Source organism: Corynebacterium jamesii (assembly GCF_046097395.1).
In the GTDB taxonomy this organism is placed as follows: Bacteria; Actinomycetota; Actinomycetes; order Mycobacteriales; family Mycobacteriaceae; genus Corynebacterium.
In genome coordinates this window covers 879,000-896,855 of record NZ_CP175789.1, presented here as the reverse complement: position 1 = coordinate 896,855, position 17,856 = coordinate 879,000, and the positions used below count along the sequence as shown (strand labels likewise).

19 protein-coding genes and 1 pseudogene are annotated in these 17,856 nt (G+C 56.9%); 5 read left to right on the top strand and 15 right to left on the bottom strand.

Features of this window, described 5'->3' with window-relative positions:
• The first annotated feature begins 7 nt into the window (after positions 1 to 7).
• The 4 genes from ACKFRT_RS04100 to ACKFRT_RS04085 are packed head-to-tail and all read left to right on the top strand — an operon-like array spanning position 8 to position 5,525.
• Complete coding sequence (locus tag ACKFRT_RS04100; protein WP_023018094.1) at positions 8 to 1,225, top strand: glycosyltransferase; 1,218 nt, start codon at positions 8 to 10, stop codon at positions 1,223 to 1,225.
• Positions 1,222 to 2,007, top strand: coding sequence for a thioesterase II family protein (locus ACKFRT_RS04095; RefSeq protein WP_408925837.1), 786 nt, complete (start codon positions 1,222 to 1,224; stop codon positions 2,005 to 2,007). Before ACKFRT_RS04100 ends, ACKFRT_RS04095 begins: the two co-directional genes overlap by 4 nt.
• Before the next feature lie 27 nt (positions 2,008 to 2,034).
• Positions 2,035 to 3,801: an ABC transporter ATP-binding protein gene (locus tag ACKFRT_RS04090; RefSeq protein ID WP_408925836.1), complete on the top strand. Its 1,767-nt coding sequence runs from the start codon at positions 2,035 to 2,037 to the stop codon at positions 3,799 to 3,801.
• The gene (locus ACKFRT_RS04085; protein ID WP_014303363.1) at positions 3,801 to 5,525 is read left to right on the top strand and encodes an ABC transporter ATP-binding protein; all 1,725 of its coding nucleotides are present in this window, start codon (positions 3,801 to 3,803) and stop codon (positions 5,523 to 5,525) included. Before ACKFRT_RS04090 ends, ACKFRT_RS04085 begins: the two co-directional genes overlap by 1 nt.
• A 3-nt stretch (positions 5,526 to 5,528) precedes the next feature.
• Here ACKFRT_RS04085 and ACKFRT_RS04080 read toward each other — a convergent pair whose 3' ends face one another.
• The 15 genes and pseudogenes from ACKFRT_RS04080 to ACKFRT_RS04010 form a co-directional block, all read right to left on the bottom strand.
• Positions 5,529 to 6,989 carry an ABC transporter ATP-binding protein gene (locus tag ACKFRT_RS04080; protein ID WP_408925835.1) on the bottom strand — a complete coding sequence of 487 codons (1,461 nt, stop codon included), beginning with the start codon at positions 6,987 to 6,989 and terminating at the stop codon, positions 5,529 to 5,531.
• A gap of 14 nt (positions 6,990 to 7,003) precedes the next feature.
• The gene (locus ACKFRT_RS04075) at positions 7,004 to 7,750 is read right to left on the bottom strand and encodes an energy-coupling factor transporter transmembrane component T (RefSeq protein WP_014303365.1); all 747 of its coding nucleotides are present in this window, start codon (positions 7,748 to 7,750) and stop codon (positions 7,004 to 7,006) included.
• Positions 7,750 to 8,376 carry an MptD family putative ECF transporter S component gene (locus tag ACKFRT_RS04070; protein ID WP_014307391.1) on the bottom strand — a complete coding sequence of 209 codons (627 nt, stop codon included), beginning with the start codon at positions 8,374 to 8,376 and terminating at the stop codon, positions 7,750 to 7,752. The genes ACKFRT_RS04075 and ACKFRT_RS04070 overlap by 1 nt, the downstream gene beginning before the upstream one ends.
• A gap of 91 nt (positions 8,377 to 8,467) precedes the next feature.
• On the bottom strand, positions 8,468 to 8,578 hold the full coding sequence (locus ACKFRT_RS04065) for a hypothetical protein (protein ID WP_155270010.1): 111 nt from the start codon (positions 8,576 to 8,578) through the stop codon (positions 8,468 to 8,470).
• 50 nt (positions 8,579 to 8,628) lie between these two features.
• Positions 8,629 to 8,958, bottom strand: a pseudogene (locus tag ACKFRT_RS04060) (transposase); the annotation flags it as partial.
• A 21-nt stretch (positions 8,959 to 8,979) separates the two neighbouring features.
• Positions 8,980 to 10,214 (bottom strand): IS3 family transposase gene (locus ACKFRT_RS04055; protein WP_408925820.1). Its coding sequence is split into 2 segments (ribosomal slippage): positions 8,980 to 9,923 and positions 9,923 to 10,214, totalling 1,236 coding nucleotides; the frame shifts between segments, so codons are not numbered across the junction.
• Positions 10,215 to 10,261: 47 nt separating this feature from the next.
• Positions 10,262 to 11,641 carry a hypothetical protein gene (locus tag ACKFRT_RS04050; RefSeq protein WP_408925834.1) on the bottom strand — a complete coding sequence of 460 codons (1,380 nt, stop codon included), beginning with the start codon at positions 11,639 to 11,641 and terminating at the stop codon, positions 10,262 to 10,264.
• 271 nt (positions 11,642 to 11,912) lie between these two features.
• Positions 11,913 to 12,557 (bottom strand): hypothetical protein, encoded by a 645-nt coding sequence (locus ACKFRT_RS04045; protein ID WP_408925833.1) that lies wholly within the window; start codon positions 12,555 to 12,557, stop codon positions 11,913 to 11,915.
• A 33-nt stretch (positions 12,558 to 12,590) separates the two neighbouring features.
• A complete protein-coding gene (locus tag ACKFRT_RS04040) occupies positions 12,591 to 13,118 on the bottom strand; it encodes a hypothetical protein (protein ID WP_408925832.1) in 528 nt (175 codons plus the stop codon).
• An 18-nt stretch (positions 13,119 to 13,136) separates the two neighbouring features.
• Entirely contained in the window at positions 13,137 to 13,796 is a 660-nt protein-coding gene (locus tag ACKFRT_RS04035) for a hypothetical protein (protein ID WP_408925831.1), read from the bottom strand.
• 71 nt (positions 13,797 to 13,867) lie between these two features.
• The gene (locus tag ACKFRT_RS04030) at positions 13,868 to 14,332 is read right to left on the bottom strand and encodes a hypothetical protein (RefSeq protein ID WP_408925830.1); all 465 of its coding nucleotides are present in this window, start codon (positions 14,330 to 14,332) and stop codon (positions 13,868 to 13,870) included.
• A gap of 138 nt (positions 14,333 to 14,470) precedes the next feature.
• The gene (locus tag ACKFRT_RS04025; protein ID WP_408925829.1) at positions 14,471 to 14,800 is read right to left on the bottom strand and encodes a hypothetical protein; all 330 of its coding nucleotides are present in this window, start codon (positions 14,798 to 14,800) and stop codon (positions 14,471 to 14,473) included.
• A gap of 24 nt (positions 14,801 to 14,824) precedes the next feature.
• Positions 14,825 to 14,932, bottom strand: coding sequence for an RHS repeat-associated core domain-containing protein (locus ACKFRT_RS04020; protein ID WP_408925828.1), 108 nt, complete (start codon positions 14,930 to 14,932; stop codon positions 14,825 to 14,827).
• Between the two features lie 311 nt (positions 14,933 to 15,243).
• Positions 15,244 to 15,882 (bottom strand): hypothetical protein, encoded by a 639-nt coding sequence (locus ACKFRT_RS04015; protein ID WP_408925827.1) that lies wholly within the window; start codon positions 15,880 to 15,882, stop codon positions 15,244 to 15,246.
• Between the two features lie 21 nt (positions 15,883 to 15,903).
• Positions 15,904 to 16,341: a hypothetical protein gene (locus ACKFRT_RS04010; protein ID WP_293792346.1), complete on the bottom strand. Its 438-nt coding sequence runs from the start codon at positions 16,339 to 16,341 to the stop codon at positions 15,904 to 15,906.
• Positions 16,342 to 16,550: 209 nt separating this feature from the next.
• Here ACKFRT_RS04010 and ACKFRT_RS04005 point away from each other — a divergent pair.
• A protein-coding gene (locus tag ACKFRT_RS04005; protein WP_408925826.1) for an IS3 family transposase occupies positions 16,551 to 17,776 on the top strand; the annotation gives its coding sequence in 2 pieces (ribosomal slippage) (positions 16,551 to 16,830 and positions 16,830 to 17,776; 1,227 coding nt in all).
• Positions 17,777 to 17,856 lie beyond the last annotated feature (80 nt).

The window sequence follows — 17,856 nt, the reverse complement described above, 5'->3', positions numbered from 1 at the left end:
GACGGCTGTGAAAGTTCTCGCGGTCGTCCTGGGTTCTGAGGGTGATATGCTGCCATTTGCGCACCTTGGTGTCGCACTTCGAGATCGTGGCCACCAGTTTGTTTTGGCTGGGTTTAGCGAATTCGGCGGGAGTTTTCGTGCAAACGGGGTGGACTACATCGAGTTACCCGGTGATTACCGGGCGTTAATGAAGCGCCTTTTGGGCGATAGTAAAGGCATGATGGACACTGTCTTAGGTATCCGTGAGATGATATCTGACGCCCACGTTTTCGATGTGTTAGAGCATGCCATGGATGGCGTTGACGTGGTCATGTACACCCAATTCAGTGAAGTTGCTCGGTTGTTAGGGGCTGCACGCGGAGTCCCCAGCGTTCGGGTGCAGGTTTTCCCTACCGAACCCTGCCTCCGTTACAGCCTCGTGGATCCGCGAAAACTGGACGGCTCTGTCGGAGCTCTGGTCACCCACTGGATGTCCAATACTCTGATGGCTTGGGCGATGCGCCCAGTGATAGCGGCATGGCGGCGTAGGTTGGGGCTGCGTCAGCGAGCGCTCTCCTCTCCACCAACCACGATCTACCAATTCAGTCCCGCGTTGAGTCCGCCGGCGCCGGAATGGAAAAACCACATTCACGTCACTGGCGAGTGGCTTGACCCGCACCACAGTGAACTCGCCCTAGACCCAGCAGTCGAGGAGTTTGTGGCTGCCGGCTCGGCCCCGGTTCTGGCAAGCTTTGGGAGTATGGTCTCAGATCGCGTTTATGACCTTCAACGATGGACTCGAGACGCGTGCATCGAGCATGGTCTGCGGGCGATAATCGTCGATCCCGATCATGAGCCTGGTGTGAGAGAAGGAATCCTCACCGTCGCCCGGGTCCCGTTCGCGACTGTGCTTCCGTGGTGCCGTGCAGGCATCTGCCACGGCTCACTGGGCACCACCGGGGCGATCCTGCGCGCCGGCAAGCCGTGCCTTGCGGTTGCATTCGGTGGTGACCAACACTTCCATGCCAACGCAGTTTGTCGAAACGGTGCCGGGCCGAACTATATTGACGCCCAGCGAGGCGAACTGAGTGCCCAGTCCCTGGCCGCCGGAATTGCCGATTTGGTAAGTGGAGCATACGACTCCGCAGCCCGCAGGATGCCCGAGTTGCTTGCCACAGACCCGGGTACCGTCGCAGCAGTAGAAATCGTGCTTAATCAGTCCGACCTAGCGAAAGGCGAAAAATGACAGAAATCAGCTGCGAGGGAGTCTTTCCGTTTGTGGCCGGACATCGCACTGGAACCCTCTTGTTTTGCTTCCATCACGCAGGAGGCAGCGCTTCCGTCTATCGTGGATGGGTGGGGGTCAACCCAAGCATTGACGTGGTGCCGGTGGAGCTTCCCGGAAAGGCAACCCGTCGCCGAGAGAAATGGGTAAGCGACTTTGACAAGCTCGCCGATATGTGCGCAACCGAGATAGTAGATCTGGCGGCGGGCGCGCCGATTGCGTTGTACGGCCACTCCATGGGGGCAGCGCTGGCCTACCAGGTTGCTGCCTGCCTGCAGCAGATGCATCGGCCCACTATACCGGAAGCCGTGGTGGTGGCCGCACGGCAGGCGCCCGGAGAAACCGTGCCTGGGGAATACCACTCGTCAATGGGGTTCGGTGCGCTGCGCAGGGAGTTTGAGAATGTAGGTGGCACACCACCTGAGATCCTTGCCAATGATGATGTGATGAAGCTGCTGCTCGCTGACATTCGTCGCGATTATGTGTTACACGAGGGCTTTCACCATGCAACCACGGTGCTTCGCTCTCCTGTGCTGGCATTGGCGGGGGATAGCGACCCAGCTGTCAGCCCAGAGATGCTTTCCCGGTGGGAAAATTTTACCAGCGGTAGTTTTGAACTGAAGGTCCTGCCGGGTGGGCATTTCTTCCCGCTCGATACTGGAACCGAGTTCCTCGACCTGCTTGCCGGTTTTCTAGCGGGAATTACTGGGAACCCTGCCTGGTTAGCGCGGAACAATGCGTGATTGTGACTGTTAAGTAAAGAGGCCCCGATGACCGAACAAAAACCACCCATTACATTTAGGCAAATATCTCAACCTGCCCACCGGCAGATCACGGTGTCGCTGCTATTGGCGGTGCTGGCGGCGGTTTTGTCGCTGGTGCCGGTAATCGTGCTGGTTGAGCTGGTGCGCACCGTAATGCTGTCCTTCCAGGGAGAGCCGATAGATGCGTCAAAGCTGTGGCTGCTAGTCGCGGCGCTCATGGTGGCCACCGTCCTACATGGACAGGCAACCGTGAAGAGCCTCCAGGTAAGCCACCAGGCCGACGGCCTTTTGGGCGAGCACTTACGCCAGCAGCAGATTACCAAGCTGGGTAGGCTCCCGCTGTCTTGGTTTACGCGGACACCTTCGGGGACTGTGAAAACCTACATCGAAGACGACGTCACCAAGATCCACCAGCTCATCGCCCACGCGCCGCACGATTATTCGGCCGGTGTACTCGTACCGCTATTGAGCCTGGGATACATGTTCGTGGTGGACTGGCGGATAGGCCTGCTGGGCCTGGTACCACTGCTGTTGGCAGTGGCCACCATGCCGTTTATGATGCGCGAGTTTCAAGAAAAGGCGGAGAAATTTAAGTCCAGCCAGAAGCAGCTAGACGCCGCCGTCGTAGAGTTGGTGCGCGGCATCCCGGTTATCAAGGTGTTTGTTCCGGAAGGCTACGACGAGAGCATTTTCCTTAGTCGTTCCCGGAGTTTTGGTGGGTTCTATCGCGAGTGGTTGCACGCCACCGTACACCCCACCGCTTTGATGAAGATCTTCACCTCCACCGGGTTTGGCCTGCTGGTGGTAGCCGCGGCCAGCCCGTGGCTCATCACGTCTGCGGGCGTACCAGTGGCCGATGTGCTGGCAGCGTTTTTGTTCATCAACAACATCGCCGCGCCTCTGCTTATGCTTTCGCGCACTAACATCATGTTTTCGGAGGCGAAGGCTGCCGCGGCGGATCTCACCGAGTTCTTCAACATCCCGGTATTGCCGCCCGCTGCTGGCGGCAGGGAGCCTGCAAACGCCAGAATTGAGTTGAAAGATTTAAGCTTCTCCTACGTGCCGGACACCCCGGTGCTTTCCGGCATTAACCAAAAACTTACCGCCGGCAGCATCACTGCGGTGGTGGGACCTTCCGGCTCGGGGAAGTCCACGTTAGCCGCGCTCATCCCCCGGCTATTAGACCCCACGGAGGGGTCGGTGCGCATTGGTGGCGTCCCTAGTACTGATCTCCGATCTGACCAGCTCTACCGTAGGGTAGGGTTCGTCTTCCAGGACCCTTACCTTATGCGGATGAGCGTGCGGGATAACATTCGCCTCGCTCACCCGGAGGCCACCGACGCAGACGTGGTTCGCGCCGCCCGCGCCGCCCAGATTCATGAGCGCATTACCCATCTGCCGCGCGGCTACGACTCGGTGGTGGGAGAGGACGCGCAGCTTTCCGGTGGCGAGCAGCAGCGGCTGGCTATTGCCCGGTCCATCTTGCTCGACGCGCCGATCCTCGTGTTGGATGAGGCCACCGCTTTTGCGGATCCGGACTCCGAGGCCGCGATCCAGCGGGCCATTACCGAGCTGGTGGCCGGGCGCACGCTAGTAGTTATCGCACACCGGCTCCACACGATCACCGGCGCTGACCGGATCCTCATGCTGGAAAACGGTGAGGTCACCGAAGCAGGCACTCACGAAGAGTTAGTGGCGGCAGGCAAGGGCTACGCCACGATGTGGGCACGCTACCAAACCGCGCAGGCGGGCATCCAAGGGGAGGAAAAATAATGATCCGCACGCTCTATTCACTGGGCAGTCCGGCTGATCGTCGCCGTCTGGTGCTGGTCCTTACGCTAATTGGGATTTCCGCGGTGGCGTTGGCCATTGGCCTTATCCTCATTGCACTGTTTTTGGACACGCTGTTTAGCGAAGATCCCGCGCAGGCCGCAGCATGGTTGCCCTGGATCATTATCTCCGTCCTCGTCTACGCCGCCGCAGACTGGCCCACTGAGGTTATTGCCCAGGACCTGGGGCATGATTACGTGCTGCGCATCCACCGGCTTATCGCCGATCGCACGGCACAGCTACCCCTGGGCTATTTTGAAGAAGATCGCGCCGGCCAGATCGGTGTTGTAGCCACCAGCGGTGCGCTGTTTGCCGCTAACGCGCCGGCAATGATGCTGCGGCCCATGCTGCACGGTGCTGCCTCGGCCGGTTTGGCTTGCGTGTTTCTCATCGCCGTGGACTGGCGGCTGGGGCTGGTTACCGTTGCAGTGGCTGCCGTGGTGTGGTTCGCCTATAACCGCCTAATGCGGCAGTACCGCGTGGCAGAGCGCCAGAAGGGCGAGCGCAACGAGCACGGCGCCGCGGAGGTGCTGGAGTTCGCCCAGGTGCAGCCGGTGCTGCGCATGGCTGGGCCGGATTCGCTGGGGGAGCGCGCCGTGCGCGCCTCGATTCGAGAGCAGCTTAGCGCCCAGCAGCACACCCAGAAGACAGGTGAGATGATCATGGGTCGTCTGGCTTTAATCATCATGGTCGGTACCGTGGTCATTGATGCCCTGGCCACCGTGCTACTTCTCAACCACTGGCTAGAAGCAGGCACCTACATTGGCGTCATTGTGTTGGTGTTCATCCTGGCTCGCGTTGCTATGTCGGGCATACCCTACGGCGAGGGCTTGGAATCCGCGCGCAATACCTTAGATGAGATCCAAAAGATCCTCGATGCGCGGGTGTTGCCGGAGCCTGCGGTTCCGGCGGCGCCACGCGACTATGGCATCGAGTTCGATGGGGTGGGCTTTGGCTACGAACCCAACACCCCAGTGGTCCGCGACGTGAGTTTCCGCGTGGCGCCCGGAACTACTACTGCGTTGGTGGGTCCCAGCGGCTGCGGCAAGAGCACCTTGCTAAAACTTGCGGCACGCTTCTATGACGTTGACCAGGGGACCATCCGTATCGGTGGTGTGGATATTCGCGATCTTGGCTCCCGGGCGGTGTTGGATTCGCTGGCTATGGTGTTCCAATACGTGTACCTCTTCGAGGACACACTGTATGAAAACATCCGCCTGGGCTGCCACAATGCAACGCGGGAGGAGGTGCTCCGCGCAGCGGAGTTGGCCGGTGTCACCGAGATTGCCCGGCAGCTGCCGCAGGGGTTTGACACCCTGATTAGCGAGGGCGGGCAGAATCTCTCCGGTGGTGAGCGTCAGCGTGTCTCCATCGCTCGTGCGCTACTGAAGGACGCGCGGATCGTGCTGCTTGATGAGGCGACTAGCTCTCTAGACGTGCAGAATGAGCACCTTGTGATGCGCGGTATGAAAACGCTTTCTGCCGAGCGCACCATCGTCGTCATTGCGCACCGGCTGCACACCATCCGCGACGCGGACCAGATTGTGATGATGAGTCCCTCCGGCACCGTGGAGTCTATCGGCAACCACGAGGAACTCATGGAGAGTTCCCCACGCTACCGCAGCTTCTGGGGTGAAAAGAGCGACGCCACCAGCTGGAAGCTGTAGGGACTAGCTGTCGCGGCCGCGTAGATACCGCACCGTGCGCGCCAGTGCGAGATCATCGCACGGTTCGCAGGCGGTAAGGCGGCCTTTTTCCACGCGCAGGAGAAGATCGCAGCACCGCGCCACCAGCTCCATGTCATGGGTTACTACCAAAACGGTCTTGCCCTGCCGGGCTAGGGCGTCTAGCAGGTGGGCCACCCGGTGCATGCGGCACAGGTCCAGCCCGCTGGTGGGTTCATCGAAGACGATTACCTCGCGCTCACTTAGGACTGCTGAGGCGATGGCCACGCGCTGGCGTTCGCCGCCCGAAAGCGACATCGGGTGCCGGGCCCGCTTGTCCGCGAGATCAAGTGCACCAAGCACCTCGGTAAGGCGCGCTTCGTTTTTCCCATCCGGTCCACTGGTGCCGATGATTACGTCGGACTCCACGCTCTCCCCGAAAAGCTGGTGGTTTACGTCCTGCATTACTAAATAGGACTGGCGCAGGCGCTGCCGGGGACCCGAGAGCGAGCGGTTATTGATGTCCACCACGCCGGTGGCCTTAGATTCCAGGCCAGTCAGAACGCGCACAAAGGTAGATTTTCCGGCCCCGTTGCGTCCTACCACGCCGATGACTTGTCCTTGCGGCAACTCCGTGTGGCTGATGCTCAGGGATGGCTCTGTAGCCTTGGGGTAGGTGAACTGTAGCTTTTTGAGCACCATCGTGCCACTTGAAGGGCGTGGCTCGCGGGTCACCTCGGGGACCTGCTGCGCTGAGCGCAAGCCCATGCGGTACAGTTCGGCCTTGTCTAGGGTGCGAAACTCCGAGCCGCTGAGATCATGAGCGATCTGCCCGTCCTGCATAACCAGCACTCGGTCCACGATGTCAACTAGGTAGGAAAGCCGATGCTCAGCGATCAGGACGGTGCGGCCCTGTGTCTTCCACTGCGCGACGATGCGGCGCAGCTCATCGACGGCGGCGAGGTCGAGATTTGATGATGGTTCGTCTAGTAGTAGTACCTGTGGGTGCATCGCGGCCACTGAAGCGCATGCTATTTTTTGTTTCTGGCCGCCGGAAAGTGTGAACAGGTGCCGGTCGAGGAGATGAACCATGCCGAAATCTGCGGAAAGTTCCCCAATACGCTGTCGAATCTCGTTGGGCGCCACGCCGAGGTTTTCGCAGCCAAAGGCGAGTTCGCTGGCTACTTCCAGCGTGAAAAATTGCGACTTGGGGTTTTGGAACACTGAGCCTACGCGTTCGGCGATGTCGTGTGGGTGGGCATGAGTGATGTCTTCGTCGTCCAGCAGCACCTCCCCCGAAATCTGGGCGTCGCAGAACGTGTGCGCCACGCCGTTTATCAGGCGTAGCAGGCTGGACTTACGGCAGCCTGATTCGCCACACACTAGAACTAGTTCGCCCTTCGCCACGGTGAGATTTACGTGGTGCAGCACCGGCTCCGCTGTGTTTTGACCATAGGATAGTGACACATCGTGCAGCTTTATCACGGCAGCATCACTATATTTACCAGTAGTAGGATCAGGGACACGACGAGCACGCTTATGACTATTGCGTCGCCTACGCGGAAGCCTATCTCGCACAGCGTGGTTCGTCGGCGAGGCGAGCCCAATCCGCGGGTCACTGCAGACATAGCCAGCTCGTTGCCGATGCTCACAACGGACGCCAACAGTGGCACAAAGCGGTATTCGAGCATAGCGATCGGGTTGCGCAGGCCCGAGATGCCACGCATCTGCATGGCGGTGCGGATATCGCGGTATTCCTCGAGAATCGTCGGGAAGAACCGGAACATGATGGACGTGGGGATGGTCAGGGCGTCGGGGCTCCGCATGCGCTGCATCGCGGCCATGAATTCGCTGGCCGAGACGGTGCGTAGTAGGTACCAGCAGCACGTGATGCCAGGGAGGATGAGCGAAAGCCCTGCGAACCACGTAGCGCACACGTCCACGATGATGTGGCGCTCGGGCAGGGCCTGTACCACCACCGCAGGAAAGCCGGCGAGCACCGCGAAGGTGAGTGCGTATCGCAGTGCAGCGGCCACCATGCCGGAGGCGAGGAAAAGTGCCCCGGGAACGGCAATGAGCATCCACCGGGCGGTGCTGCCCAGCGCCCCACTGGACCCGGCCGGTGAGATGAGCACCGAGGACACCACGAGGATGACCAGCACCGTGGTGCGTGGGTCCAGATGGAGTCCCGCTGTGTGCGTGCCTGATCCGGGCAAAGTGGGCGACATCAGGCGATTCCTGCTCGCTGGAAGTGCTTGGTGAAGATGCGCCGGCCGAGGATCCCGCCGAGGATCCCGCAGACGAAGGTTACTATCACAATGATGAGGAATAGCCAAGTCATCTGGCCAATAGAGGTGAGGCCATCCGCGAAACTAGCACCATATTTGGTCTGCATGCCGCTGCTCTCTATGTAGCGCCGAGTGGTGAAGAAAAGCGGAATATATGATGCGGTGGGTGACACTGCTATAAAGGCATAGGCGATCACACTGTGTATTGCGCTCGTATACTTGCCGGCGCGCAAAATTAACTCGGCAAACACGGCCATGACCAAGCTGAGCAGCAGTGGCCATATGCCTAAACCAAGCAGCAGGCTGGCGAGGCCGCTGAGAAGAAGGAATATGAAGACCATGCCGGGCTTGTGCACCTTGGCCAAGAACAGCATCATCGGGATGCCCAGGATGAGGGCCTGAACGCTGGTGATCATCACGTAGGTGATGGGGGTGATGCCGATGAAGGCGATGACCACGCCGGCTACCAAGTTGATGACGAAGAAGATGCCGATGTTCATCAGGTCGGTGATGTTCAGCCGTCCTGCTTTTGCATCTTTCGGGGTGGTGTGGGGAGTACTGGGCATGATGTTTCCTTTCAGATTAGGCTGCTTGTGCGTAGCACTGGGTTGGGGGCAAGTGGCTTGTCAGGTGAGTGAAACAGGTGTGGCATGAACTCTAAATTTCGCCTTCTTCTACGTCGCTGCCGACGATGTCGGCGATCAGGTCGGACAATTCTCGGACCGTTGGATGGTTGAATACGTCACGTATGGAGATCTCTACTGACATTTCTCGACGAATGGGCCCGACCCCCGGAAAGTGGACACATCGGGGGCTAGCTATGCTGCTGTGGTCAGTATAGCCGAAGTCTCGGCTTCAAAGACATCAGGAGCTACGAGATTGCACCAGGAGTGCCGCCTGCGCGTGTTGTAGCGCATGTACCACCGGAAGACCTCTTGACGACAGCTAATTGGGTTGTCAAAGACTTTCCGATCACGTAGCACTTCACGTTTTAAGGTGGCGTTATAGGATTCTGCCAGGGCATTATCGGCACTCGTTCCAACTGCGCCCATGGACTGGCGCACACCTAACGACGAGCAGTAGTTCCTAAAGGCTTGTGAGGTGTACACGCTGCCGTGATCGGAATGGAAAATAGTCCCGTCAAGACTGAAGTGTCCCGGGTTTTGTTCCTAGGCTTGTGCCTTGATTTCCATTATTTCTCGACTGGGGTGGTGTTCCCAAAATTCGGTTTCGACTTCAGCCGGCGTGCGGTAGCCCAGGCTCTGGTGGAGCCTTGACTCGTTCCACCAATTCACCCACTCAAACGTCGCGATTTCCACGTCGACGACATCGACCCACGTTCGCCTATGAATCAGCTCATTCTTGTAGGAGCCGTTGACGTTCTCAGCCAAAGCATTGTCATAGGAGTCGCCCACCGTCCCAGTGGACGCTGCGATACCGTGCTCAGCCAAGCGCTCGTTGTAGACGATGCTCACATATTGTGAGCCGTGGTCTGAATGGTGAATCAAGCCCGTTGTTTCCTTAGCGCACACGATTGCCTGGTTCAACGCCTGCAGCGGCAAGGCTGCGGTGCGCATCGAATCGGACAGCGCCCATCCGACGATCCTCCGGGAGAATACATCGGTCACGAACGCGGTGTACACAAAGCCTTTTCGGGTGCGCACGTAGGTAATGTCCGCCACCCACAGCCGATTAGGGCCAGGGGCCTTAAACTCACGTTTTACCAAGTCAGGGCGATGATCCGGACCCTTGGGTTTGCGCGTTGTGATTGGAGCCCCACCTTTGCCCTTGCCGGACAGTCCAGCACTGCGCATCAGCCGGGCTGTTTGCTCGCGTCCAATGTCAATGCCCTGGCGGCGCAGCACGCGCCACATTTTGCGAATCCCGTAGACACCGTAGTTTTGTTTATGAACTTCGGTAATGCGCTCTACTAGAGCAGCGTCGCGAAAAGCGCGGGAGCTTAAGCCCCGGGCCTTGGATTGGCGGTATCCACGCGAGCTAAGAAAACCGCCTTCGCGATGCGTGTTTAACGTCTGGCAGATGAACTCGACTGAGAAACGATTCCGATGCTCATCGATGAATCGGATCATTTCCGACGTTTTGGGTCGAGTTCGGATGCGAAAAAAGCTGAGGCGGCTTTCAACAACTCATTGGTGTCCCGCAGCTCTTGATTCTCTCGACGCAACCGTGCGTTTTCTGCAGCAAGGTCCTCGGGCATTGATTCCACAACACGTCCTTCGCGACGAGCGGCCTGCGTCCATTGCCTCGCCGTGTGCCACGAGACGCCCAGCTTTGGGGCTACTGCCTGGCACGCGGCTTGCATCGACATATTTTCCGCCAAGATGCGGTCTTCCACGAGACGGACCACACGGTCCTTGGCATCCTGGTCAAATTTTCTTGGCATGTTCCAGATTTTCCCATCTACTCAAACGGAACAAAACCTGGGACACTTCACACGTCACGGTGGATAACTTCTCCGGTGGTGGTGTTGATCGTGTCTTTGGCTACACGTCGGCCGAGGCCATCGTAGACGTAGCGGTAGCCAACACCGGGAGCATCACTTGAGGTAAAGCCGATGGGTTGTTCACCGGTGGCGTAGAAGAAGTGATGCACTAACGGTTTTTTGCCCAGGCGTTTGGTCACGGTGCGGGTGATACGGCCTGCAGCGTCGTAGGTGTAGGTTGTCCGGCCGACTTTGACCGGCAGGGTGTTGTGGTAGTCGATGACCCCGTCGGCAGTGGAGGCCAGCACACCTGCCGGGGTGAAGGAGTAGTTCTCCTGGGCGGGAACCCCGGTGGTATTGCCTGATTGTGCTGGAGTGCCTGCGCGTGCAGGAGTGTGTGTCGGGGTGTGTGGTGGGGTGGCGCCCTGGTTACTGGGGTCACTGGGGTTGGTGTGGGGGGTGCGGGTCGCACTGGTAGCACGGCCGATAGCATCGACGGTGAAGCTGGTGGTGCCACGCAGTTGGTCGGTGATGGCGGTGAGGGTGGAGTCTGCTCGCCAGGTGAAATCACGACCAGCAACAGGGGCTAGACCGCCGGTGGTGGTGCTGTCAAGCAGGCTGGTGTGGTCACCGGTGATGCGCCCACGCGTGTCGATGTCAATAGTGCGTACCAGGTTGTCGATGGCGGTGGTAGCGCGGTGGCCGCGGGTGTTGGTGGTGTAGGTCAGCTCGACAAGCAGGCGGCCAGTGTCGGCGTCACCGGTAGGCAAACGCAGGGCTGAACCGTCGGTGGGGGTGGTGTGTTGGGTGATGGTGCTGCTGGTGATCTCACCAGCAGCATTGCGTCCGTAGCCGGTGGTGATGGTGCCAGCAACAGGTAAGGTGAGGTGTTCGCCGGTGACCATGCCCGTGGCGGAGAGCTCAATAGTGTGGCGGGTTTCTTCGCCACTGGCCAGGCGCGTGGTTTCAGCGGTGGCCCGGCCGTAGGCATCGCGGGTGTAGGTAATGGTCGCAGCCGGGTTGGTGATGCTGGTCAGGCGGCCTAAGGGGTCGTAGTCAAACAGTGTGGTGCCGGAGGCATCCTCAATGCTGGTGGCAAGGCCTAGCTGGTTGTAGGTGGTGGTGGTTGTTCCCGCTGGTGTGGTCACATCGGAGACGAGTCCGTCGGGGCTGGTGGTGTTGGTGGTGACGATACCGTTGTAGTCGGTTTGTTGGGTGATGTCCCCGTCGAGGTTGTAGGTGTAGGTCCAGGTGTGGCCGTCGGCGTTGGTGATGGCCACGGGTTGCATTTGGGTGTTGTAGGTGATGGTGGTGGTCGCACCGGTGGCGTCGGTGGTAGTGATGGGTTTGTCGAAGACGGTGTAGGTGGTTGTGGTCGTCGCACCCATTTCATTCGTTGACGATAGTTGGTTGCCTTCGCCGTCGTAGGTGGCGGTGAGGGTGGTGCCATCAGGATGGGTGAGTGTGGTGGGCCAGCCCTCAGGGGTGTAGTCGATACGGGTGGTGTTGCCGTCTGGGTCGAGGGTGTCGGTGACGAGTCCTTGGATGTTGAGGGTGTGGCTGGTGCGGCGGCCTGCGGGGTCGGTGAGCCAGTCGGCGGGGTTGGTGCAACTGTTGGAAGATGATGACCAACTCTATTTGTAGAGCTCGGCTAAAGTGCTATGCGTTTTGCCGTTGTTGCCAGATATCAAGCAGTTGGGTTTCGGAGTAGACGAATTCGGGGTCGATGCTGGTGACGGCGTGGGTGAGGCGTTGTTCCCATGTTGCCATGAGGTGGGTGGCGATAGGCTCGATGGGGCCGCTGCCTACTTCGATGGCGTAGTGCAAGATGGTCGCTGCGATGGGCAGGTCTTGTGCGTACCAGTGGTATGGGTCAGTGATTGTAAGGTACGACGCCGCGTGGTCCATCGCCGCATAAGGATCTAGTGCGTCGTTGACGAATAGTTGTGCAAGGCCGTGGTGGTTGAGTGCGGTGATGGCGGGGTTGATGTCGGATCTGTTTGATAGTTCGTTGCAGAAAGTTGTGGTGTTTGTGATGAGTGAGTGTTTGGTTAGTGGGGAGCCGGTGAGTTTGTCGTAGGCGGTGACGGTGTTGAGGATCCATCCGGCGATGGGGGAGTTGAGGAAGAGGTCGTTGGTGATGGTGAGCGGTTGGGTGTTGGTGGTGGCGCAGTAGGCTAGGGTGGTGGTGAGGTGGTGGTTGGGATCAGTGGTTGTGTTTAGTTCCGTGAGGAATTGTTCGGTTGTGGTTTCTGCCGGATTTGATGGCATGGCGTTGTCGGCCAAGTAGGCGGAAAGTGACATTGTTTCATTCTCCAGATGTGCACAGCGTACGGATCATAGATCTTTGGATCGTGGGTGCAGGCTTTGCTGTGGTCGGTAGATGCCGTCAGTTTCCACGTCACGGAATACAATAGCGCCGCAGTTGACAGTGGATCTTAGCCATTTGGCGAAGGAGACTGAGATGTATTGTTCCACGCCGATTTCTGTGGGGTCTTGAAATTCCGCGAGTCTGAAGATGTTGGATTCAGGTGATTGGCTTAGAAGGTTGAAAGCTCGAAATCCTGTGTACGTGCCGAACTGGGTTTGGATTGTGCATTCTGCAATATCGCTACCGTTTTCGCATAGTTTTGGGTGCAGGATTTTCGAGGTGGCTTCGTCGGCGAGAAGTAGTCCGTATGTTGTTGTGATAGGGAAGTGAGGGAGATCGGAGCCATCTTCCTCGATACGCTCTTCGATTGCGTGGAATGTTTTGTTTTCTAGAACGTCGCGCGTTTTTGCCCAGGTGAACTTGGCAGTGCTCGGTGCGTTTAGGGATTGGAATCTGGTTGTTGAGTAGTTCAATCCCATTTGGATTACTCGCATTATTGACCCTTTCAGTGTCTATGAGACGCGCGGCTTGTGGTGCCGCCCTGATGCTCCACTGATGTTACTGGCTTCGAGGGTGTCTATGAGGTCTTCTTCTTCCGTGGAATCCCATAGGATTGGTCCTGTGTGCCCGATGAAAGATATGGCGTAGGCCGATTCGGGAATGGTGGCGAATCGTGAGGTGGCTAGCCATTGGAATTCTGGTGCGTTACGAAAGGTTTTGTTTCTTACTGCTTTGCGTAGGAATTCGATCTGATTGTCGAGAAGAGCTGGGCTGTCGAGTTTCAGGTAGCGGTTGAATTGCTCGAAATTTGAGGGGCTAATTTCGTCTAGCAAGAGGACTTGGTCATTATCGATCATTTCTAAAACGGCCGGGTCTGTCGACTTTTGGTAGCGCTCAACCTCATCAACGATGGGGGTTACATCCAGATCCGAGGCTCCCAAATCACTGGCAATGGCGAAAAACTGTCGCGTTGCCGGATCCTCGAAACTAGCGGTCGCAAAAGGGGTAAGAAGTTCAATGATTCTGTCGAGCTGTTCTGGGGTTGAACGGCGAATGATTCTTCTGTGCCAACCAGGTCCAAGAGCTGGAGTGTCGGGGAGTTCTTGGTTGACGAGAGCCCACGCTTTTTCGGTGACGCCTTCAACCGGTAGAACAGGGTTTACAACTGTCATGACTGTCCTTTGGAGCAAGTTTGGGCGAAATGAAAGAAAAAACGCATTGCCTGGCACGACGCCCATGTGAACTAGGAGTTGCTAGGGAATGCCATTTCAATAAGGTCAAGGTCTGAGTAGTAGTTAGGGTTCATCCAAGTGATGTTGACTATTTCGTCATCTTCGATGAAGAACCTGGTCCAATGCTCGTAGAGAATGATTTCTTCGTCTTGAACCATTGAGAAAGGAATTGAAGCGTTTGTTAACTCTTCGCAAAATTCCGGTGGGGACAGCTTCAGTGGGATGTCATAAAAGGCGTCGGGATTAACAACTTTCTGGATCCCAATTTCTGCGACCACGCCATCAAGTTCAGTGATAGTAGTTAGCCGGGCCGGATGTATGAACTCGGCTTGCCCAACGTGGTGCATACAGTTCACTTCTGGGTTGCTGTACCTCAGTTTTCTTTCAATAGAACTTCTGTTTGAGAGGTGTTCTAAAAGGGCGCGAGCGTCCAGCGAAAAAGAGAATTGGGGTGGTGGACTTGATTCGAAACGCATTTTTGTCCTTTACGGGATTAGTTGATCGGGTTGCCAGTCAGGACGGGCTCTGTCAGCCATCCAAGCCTGCAATAGACCCTCATCATAGTTGTGGGAAATCGATTGAACGTCTTGAATTTGTTCGCTGAACAGTTCATTTCACCTACCTTGCTTGATCATATCGATTTCATGATTTCGTTGCGCATTTGCGCCTGGGAAGCTTCGGTAGTTATTTGTTTTCGCATGATCTTCCGGGGACATGCGCACGCAGATTCCTTCTCTGTGTGCAGTGCTTGCTTTCACTCCTTCTGGTCGTGTCTCCTTGAGCGCGTGACTTGAAATCAAGTGGTGGCGTTCGTATTTGTTTCCTTCGAGGTCTTTCGCGGTGAGATCTTTGTAGCGTCCGCCATTGAGCCTTGGGCAGGCCTTAAGCCCGAACACGTCGACCCAGTGTGCTGCGTGGTCAACATAGCCCTGCCCGGACGCCACCTGAGGCGCTAGCCCCAACGGGTCCTAGGCGTTATACGAACCCACCACCGGCTGGTAATACCGGAAGCGGTTATACATCCACCCCGACTCCGCATCCTCATACTGACCAGCAAACAACAACGGACTCGACACCCCACCATCCCAAGTCCGCTTCCCATACAAACTCTGCGCCACCCGGCCTAGCCGAGGTAGTCACCCCACACCCATTACCAGCAGCAACAGTGATCTGACCGATCAACTCACCAGTAACCCGGTCAACCGACCACATCAAACCACACCCCACAAGCTGCTGCCCGGTGGCGTAAAAACTGATGCACCAACGGCTTTTTACCCAACCGCTTAGTCACCGTCTGCACCACCCGACCAGCCGCATTGGTCTGGAGTAACTCGACCTGGTCTAGGGTGGAGACGGGTAGTAAGGAGTCTGAACTAAGAAGGTCGGGTTAATCCTCGTCTGTGCTTGCCTGTGTGGGTATGGGAGCATCTAGGCACCAACATCTGAATTGCTCGATCCACAGGTCTAGGCTTCTCAATGAAAAAACCGTCCACGGAACCAATGGCAAAGTTCGTTCTTCGGCACTGGCCGCGCGAACGGCCATGCCTGACACGAACATCTCAATCGACCATTTTTCTCTGTTGAGTGTCACTGCGTGTCCACTTGAACTTGTTCCATCCAAAACTTCTTTCGGAACAAACTGTCGTGTGTTTGGATCGTAGGCTGCCGCATCACTTAGAATCGCAGTGTTATCTGGATCGAAGGCATAGTCTTTAGTCTCTAGCTTGGCGATTCGCTTAAACGCGCCGTATTTTCCCAGAAATGAATGCTGCAGACAGAAGGGGGGAATTATCCATTCATTCTCATCTTTTTTCATGGTAGAAGCTTTCCCACTGTCCGCAACCCCAAGAATCGAAAGATTATTAGTTGTCAAGGGTATCCCCATGAGAAACCCAAAACCGGTTTGCCATTTCGCCCTCAACAAGTACGCATCGAGATATCCATTCTTTACTTTGAGACCAAGGTGGATGTCGTTAAATCGACGGACTGATTTGTGGGCGTCTGAAAATACGATTTGATAAGACATATTGATCTCCGATATTTCGGCCTAAAGACCGATTACTTCAACTGCTCCGGTATCTACCATGTGCTGAGCCCACAAGAGGGCGCCTTGTCGTACATGCGTAGGAGCGACTCCCTTTGGCGAAACTTCGTGTCGAGCATTCAGTAACTGGCCACCATCCTTCTGCATACGTAGCGTATCTATTCCAAGCTCTTCAAAGGATCTCGCTTGGCGTCGGGTCAGCGAATCTGCGCCCCAGCTGAGCTTGGTAGGATCCATATCCGCAACCTGCATATCGGTCCCAAACCGACTACCGTGCTGGCCTGCCCGAGCAAGAGGATCATTGGTCGTTCCAATGTACTGCATCTGGTTGCCGGTTTTGTCCGTATAGGAGTAGACATAAGCGTCGGTATTCCTTCCGTTGAGCCAAGGCTTGCACAGCTGATCGGTCTTTCGCTGGAACTCCGGCAGCTTTAAGTTCATTGAGGCTAACCTCGTGGCACTTCAACCCCAGCACGTCGACTAAGAAGGCTGTGTGGTCAACATACCCTTGCCCGGACGCTACCCGAGGCTCTAGCCCCAACGGGTCCTGGGTGTTATACGAACCCAGAAGCGACTGGTAAAACCGAAGCCGGATATGCACTGAAGCGTCCTGGGTTTAGTTCCTACATCAGCTAAGGAAGGGTTGAACTATGCCTAGAAAGTATTCCGTCGAGTTCAAGGAGAAGGCGGTCCATCAGATCATCGAAATGGTCCGCCTGGAGTCTTGCTCACTGCAACGCGCCTACGAGGAAGTCGGTGAGCTGCTCGGTGTATCACGCCACACATTGCGGGCGTGGTACCGCGACAGTGCCTCCACACGAGACGGCCGCACAACGCCGGATAGCGAAACAATGGAAGAAGAACTCAGGCGTCTGCGTCGAGAAAACCGCGAGCTGAAACGAGCAAACGGGATTCTTAAGACAGCTTCGGCTTTTTTCGCGGCGGAACTCGACCGACCCACGACCAAATGATCTCCTACATCGACGCGTACAAAGATCAGTTTGGGGTCGAGGCCATCTGCCGTGTCCTTAAACAAGCAGATCGTGGTTTTATCACCTCTCGTGGCTACCGCAAGGCGACCACTGGTGTTCCCAGCGCAAGGGCCTTAAGCGATAGCCTGCTCATCCCAGAGATACAGCGTGTGCATGCGGAGAATTTCTCGGTCTACGGCATCCGCAAAATGTGGCACGCGATGAACCGTGAAGGTTTTCATATTGGTCGCGACAAGACCGCACGTCTGATGAAGCTAGCAGGTGTTTCTGGCCGCAGACGCGGGCGAACCCCTGTGACAACGATTAGCCCGAAGACACCGGATCATCGCCCGGACCTTGTACAACGAGACTTCCGCGCACAAGCACCAGGCAGGCTTTGGGTTGCTGATATTACTTACGTTCGCACCCTGTCAGGATTCGCCTATACCGCGTTTGTCGTGGATGTCTTCAGCCGAAAAATTGTTGGTGTTGCTACACGCTCGACGATGCGTACCGATGCGCTGCCCATGGAGGCATTGGAACATGCGTTAACGACTGCAGGACGAATCCATGGAAACCAGCTAATTCACCATAGCGATCGGGGCAGCCAGTACGTGTCACTGAAGTATTCCACCGCACTAGCGGAATCCGGAATACGCCCGAGTGTGGGAACAGTCGGCGATTCTTATGACAATGCTCTAGCCGAGACCGTCAACGGTCTCTACAATGCTGAACTGATTCATGCTCAGGGCCCGTGGACGTCAGTGGGAGAAGTTGAGTTGGCGACCTTGCGATGGGTTCATTGGTGGAACACTAAGCGACTTCACGAAGCATTGGACTACGCCACCCCACAAGAAATAGAAACCGAGTACTATCTCACCGAGCCCATCAACACAGGGCCGTAAAAGAAGCGGAACCAAACCCAGGACGCTTCACCCCGACCCAACACGGCCGGAATCAGAGGTGTTTACCAAACAGGGGTCAG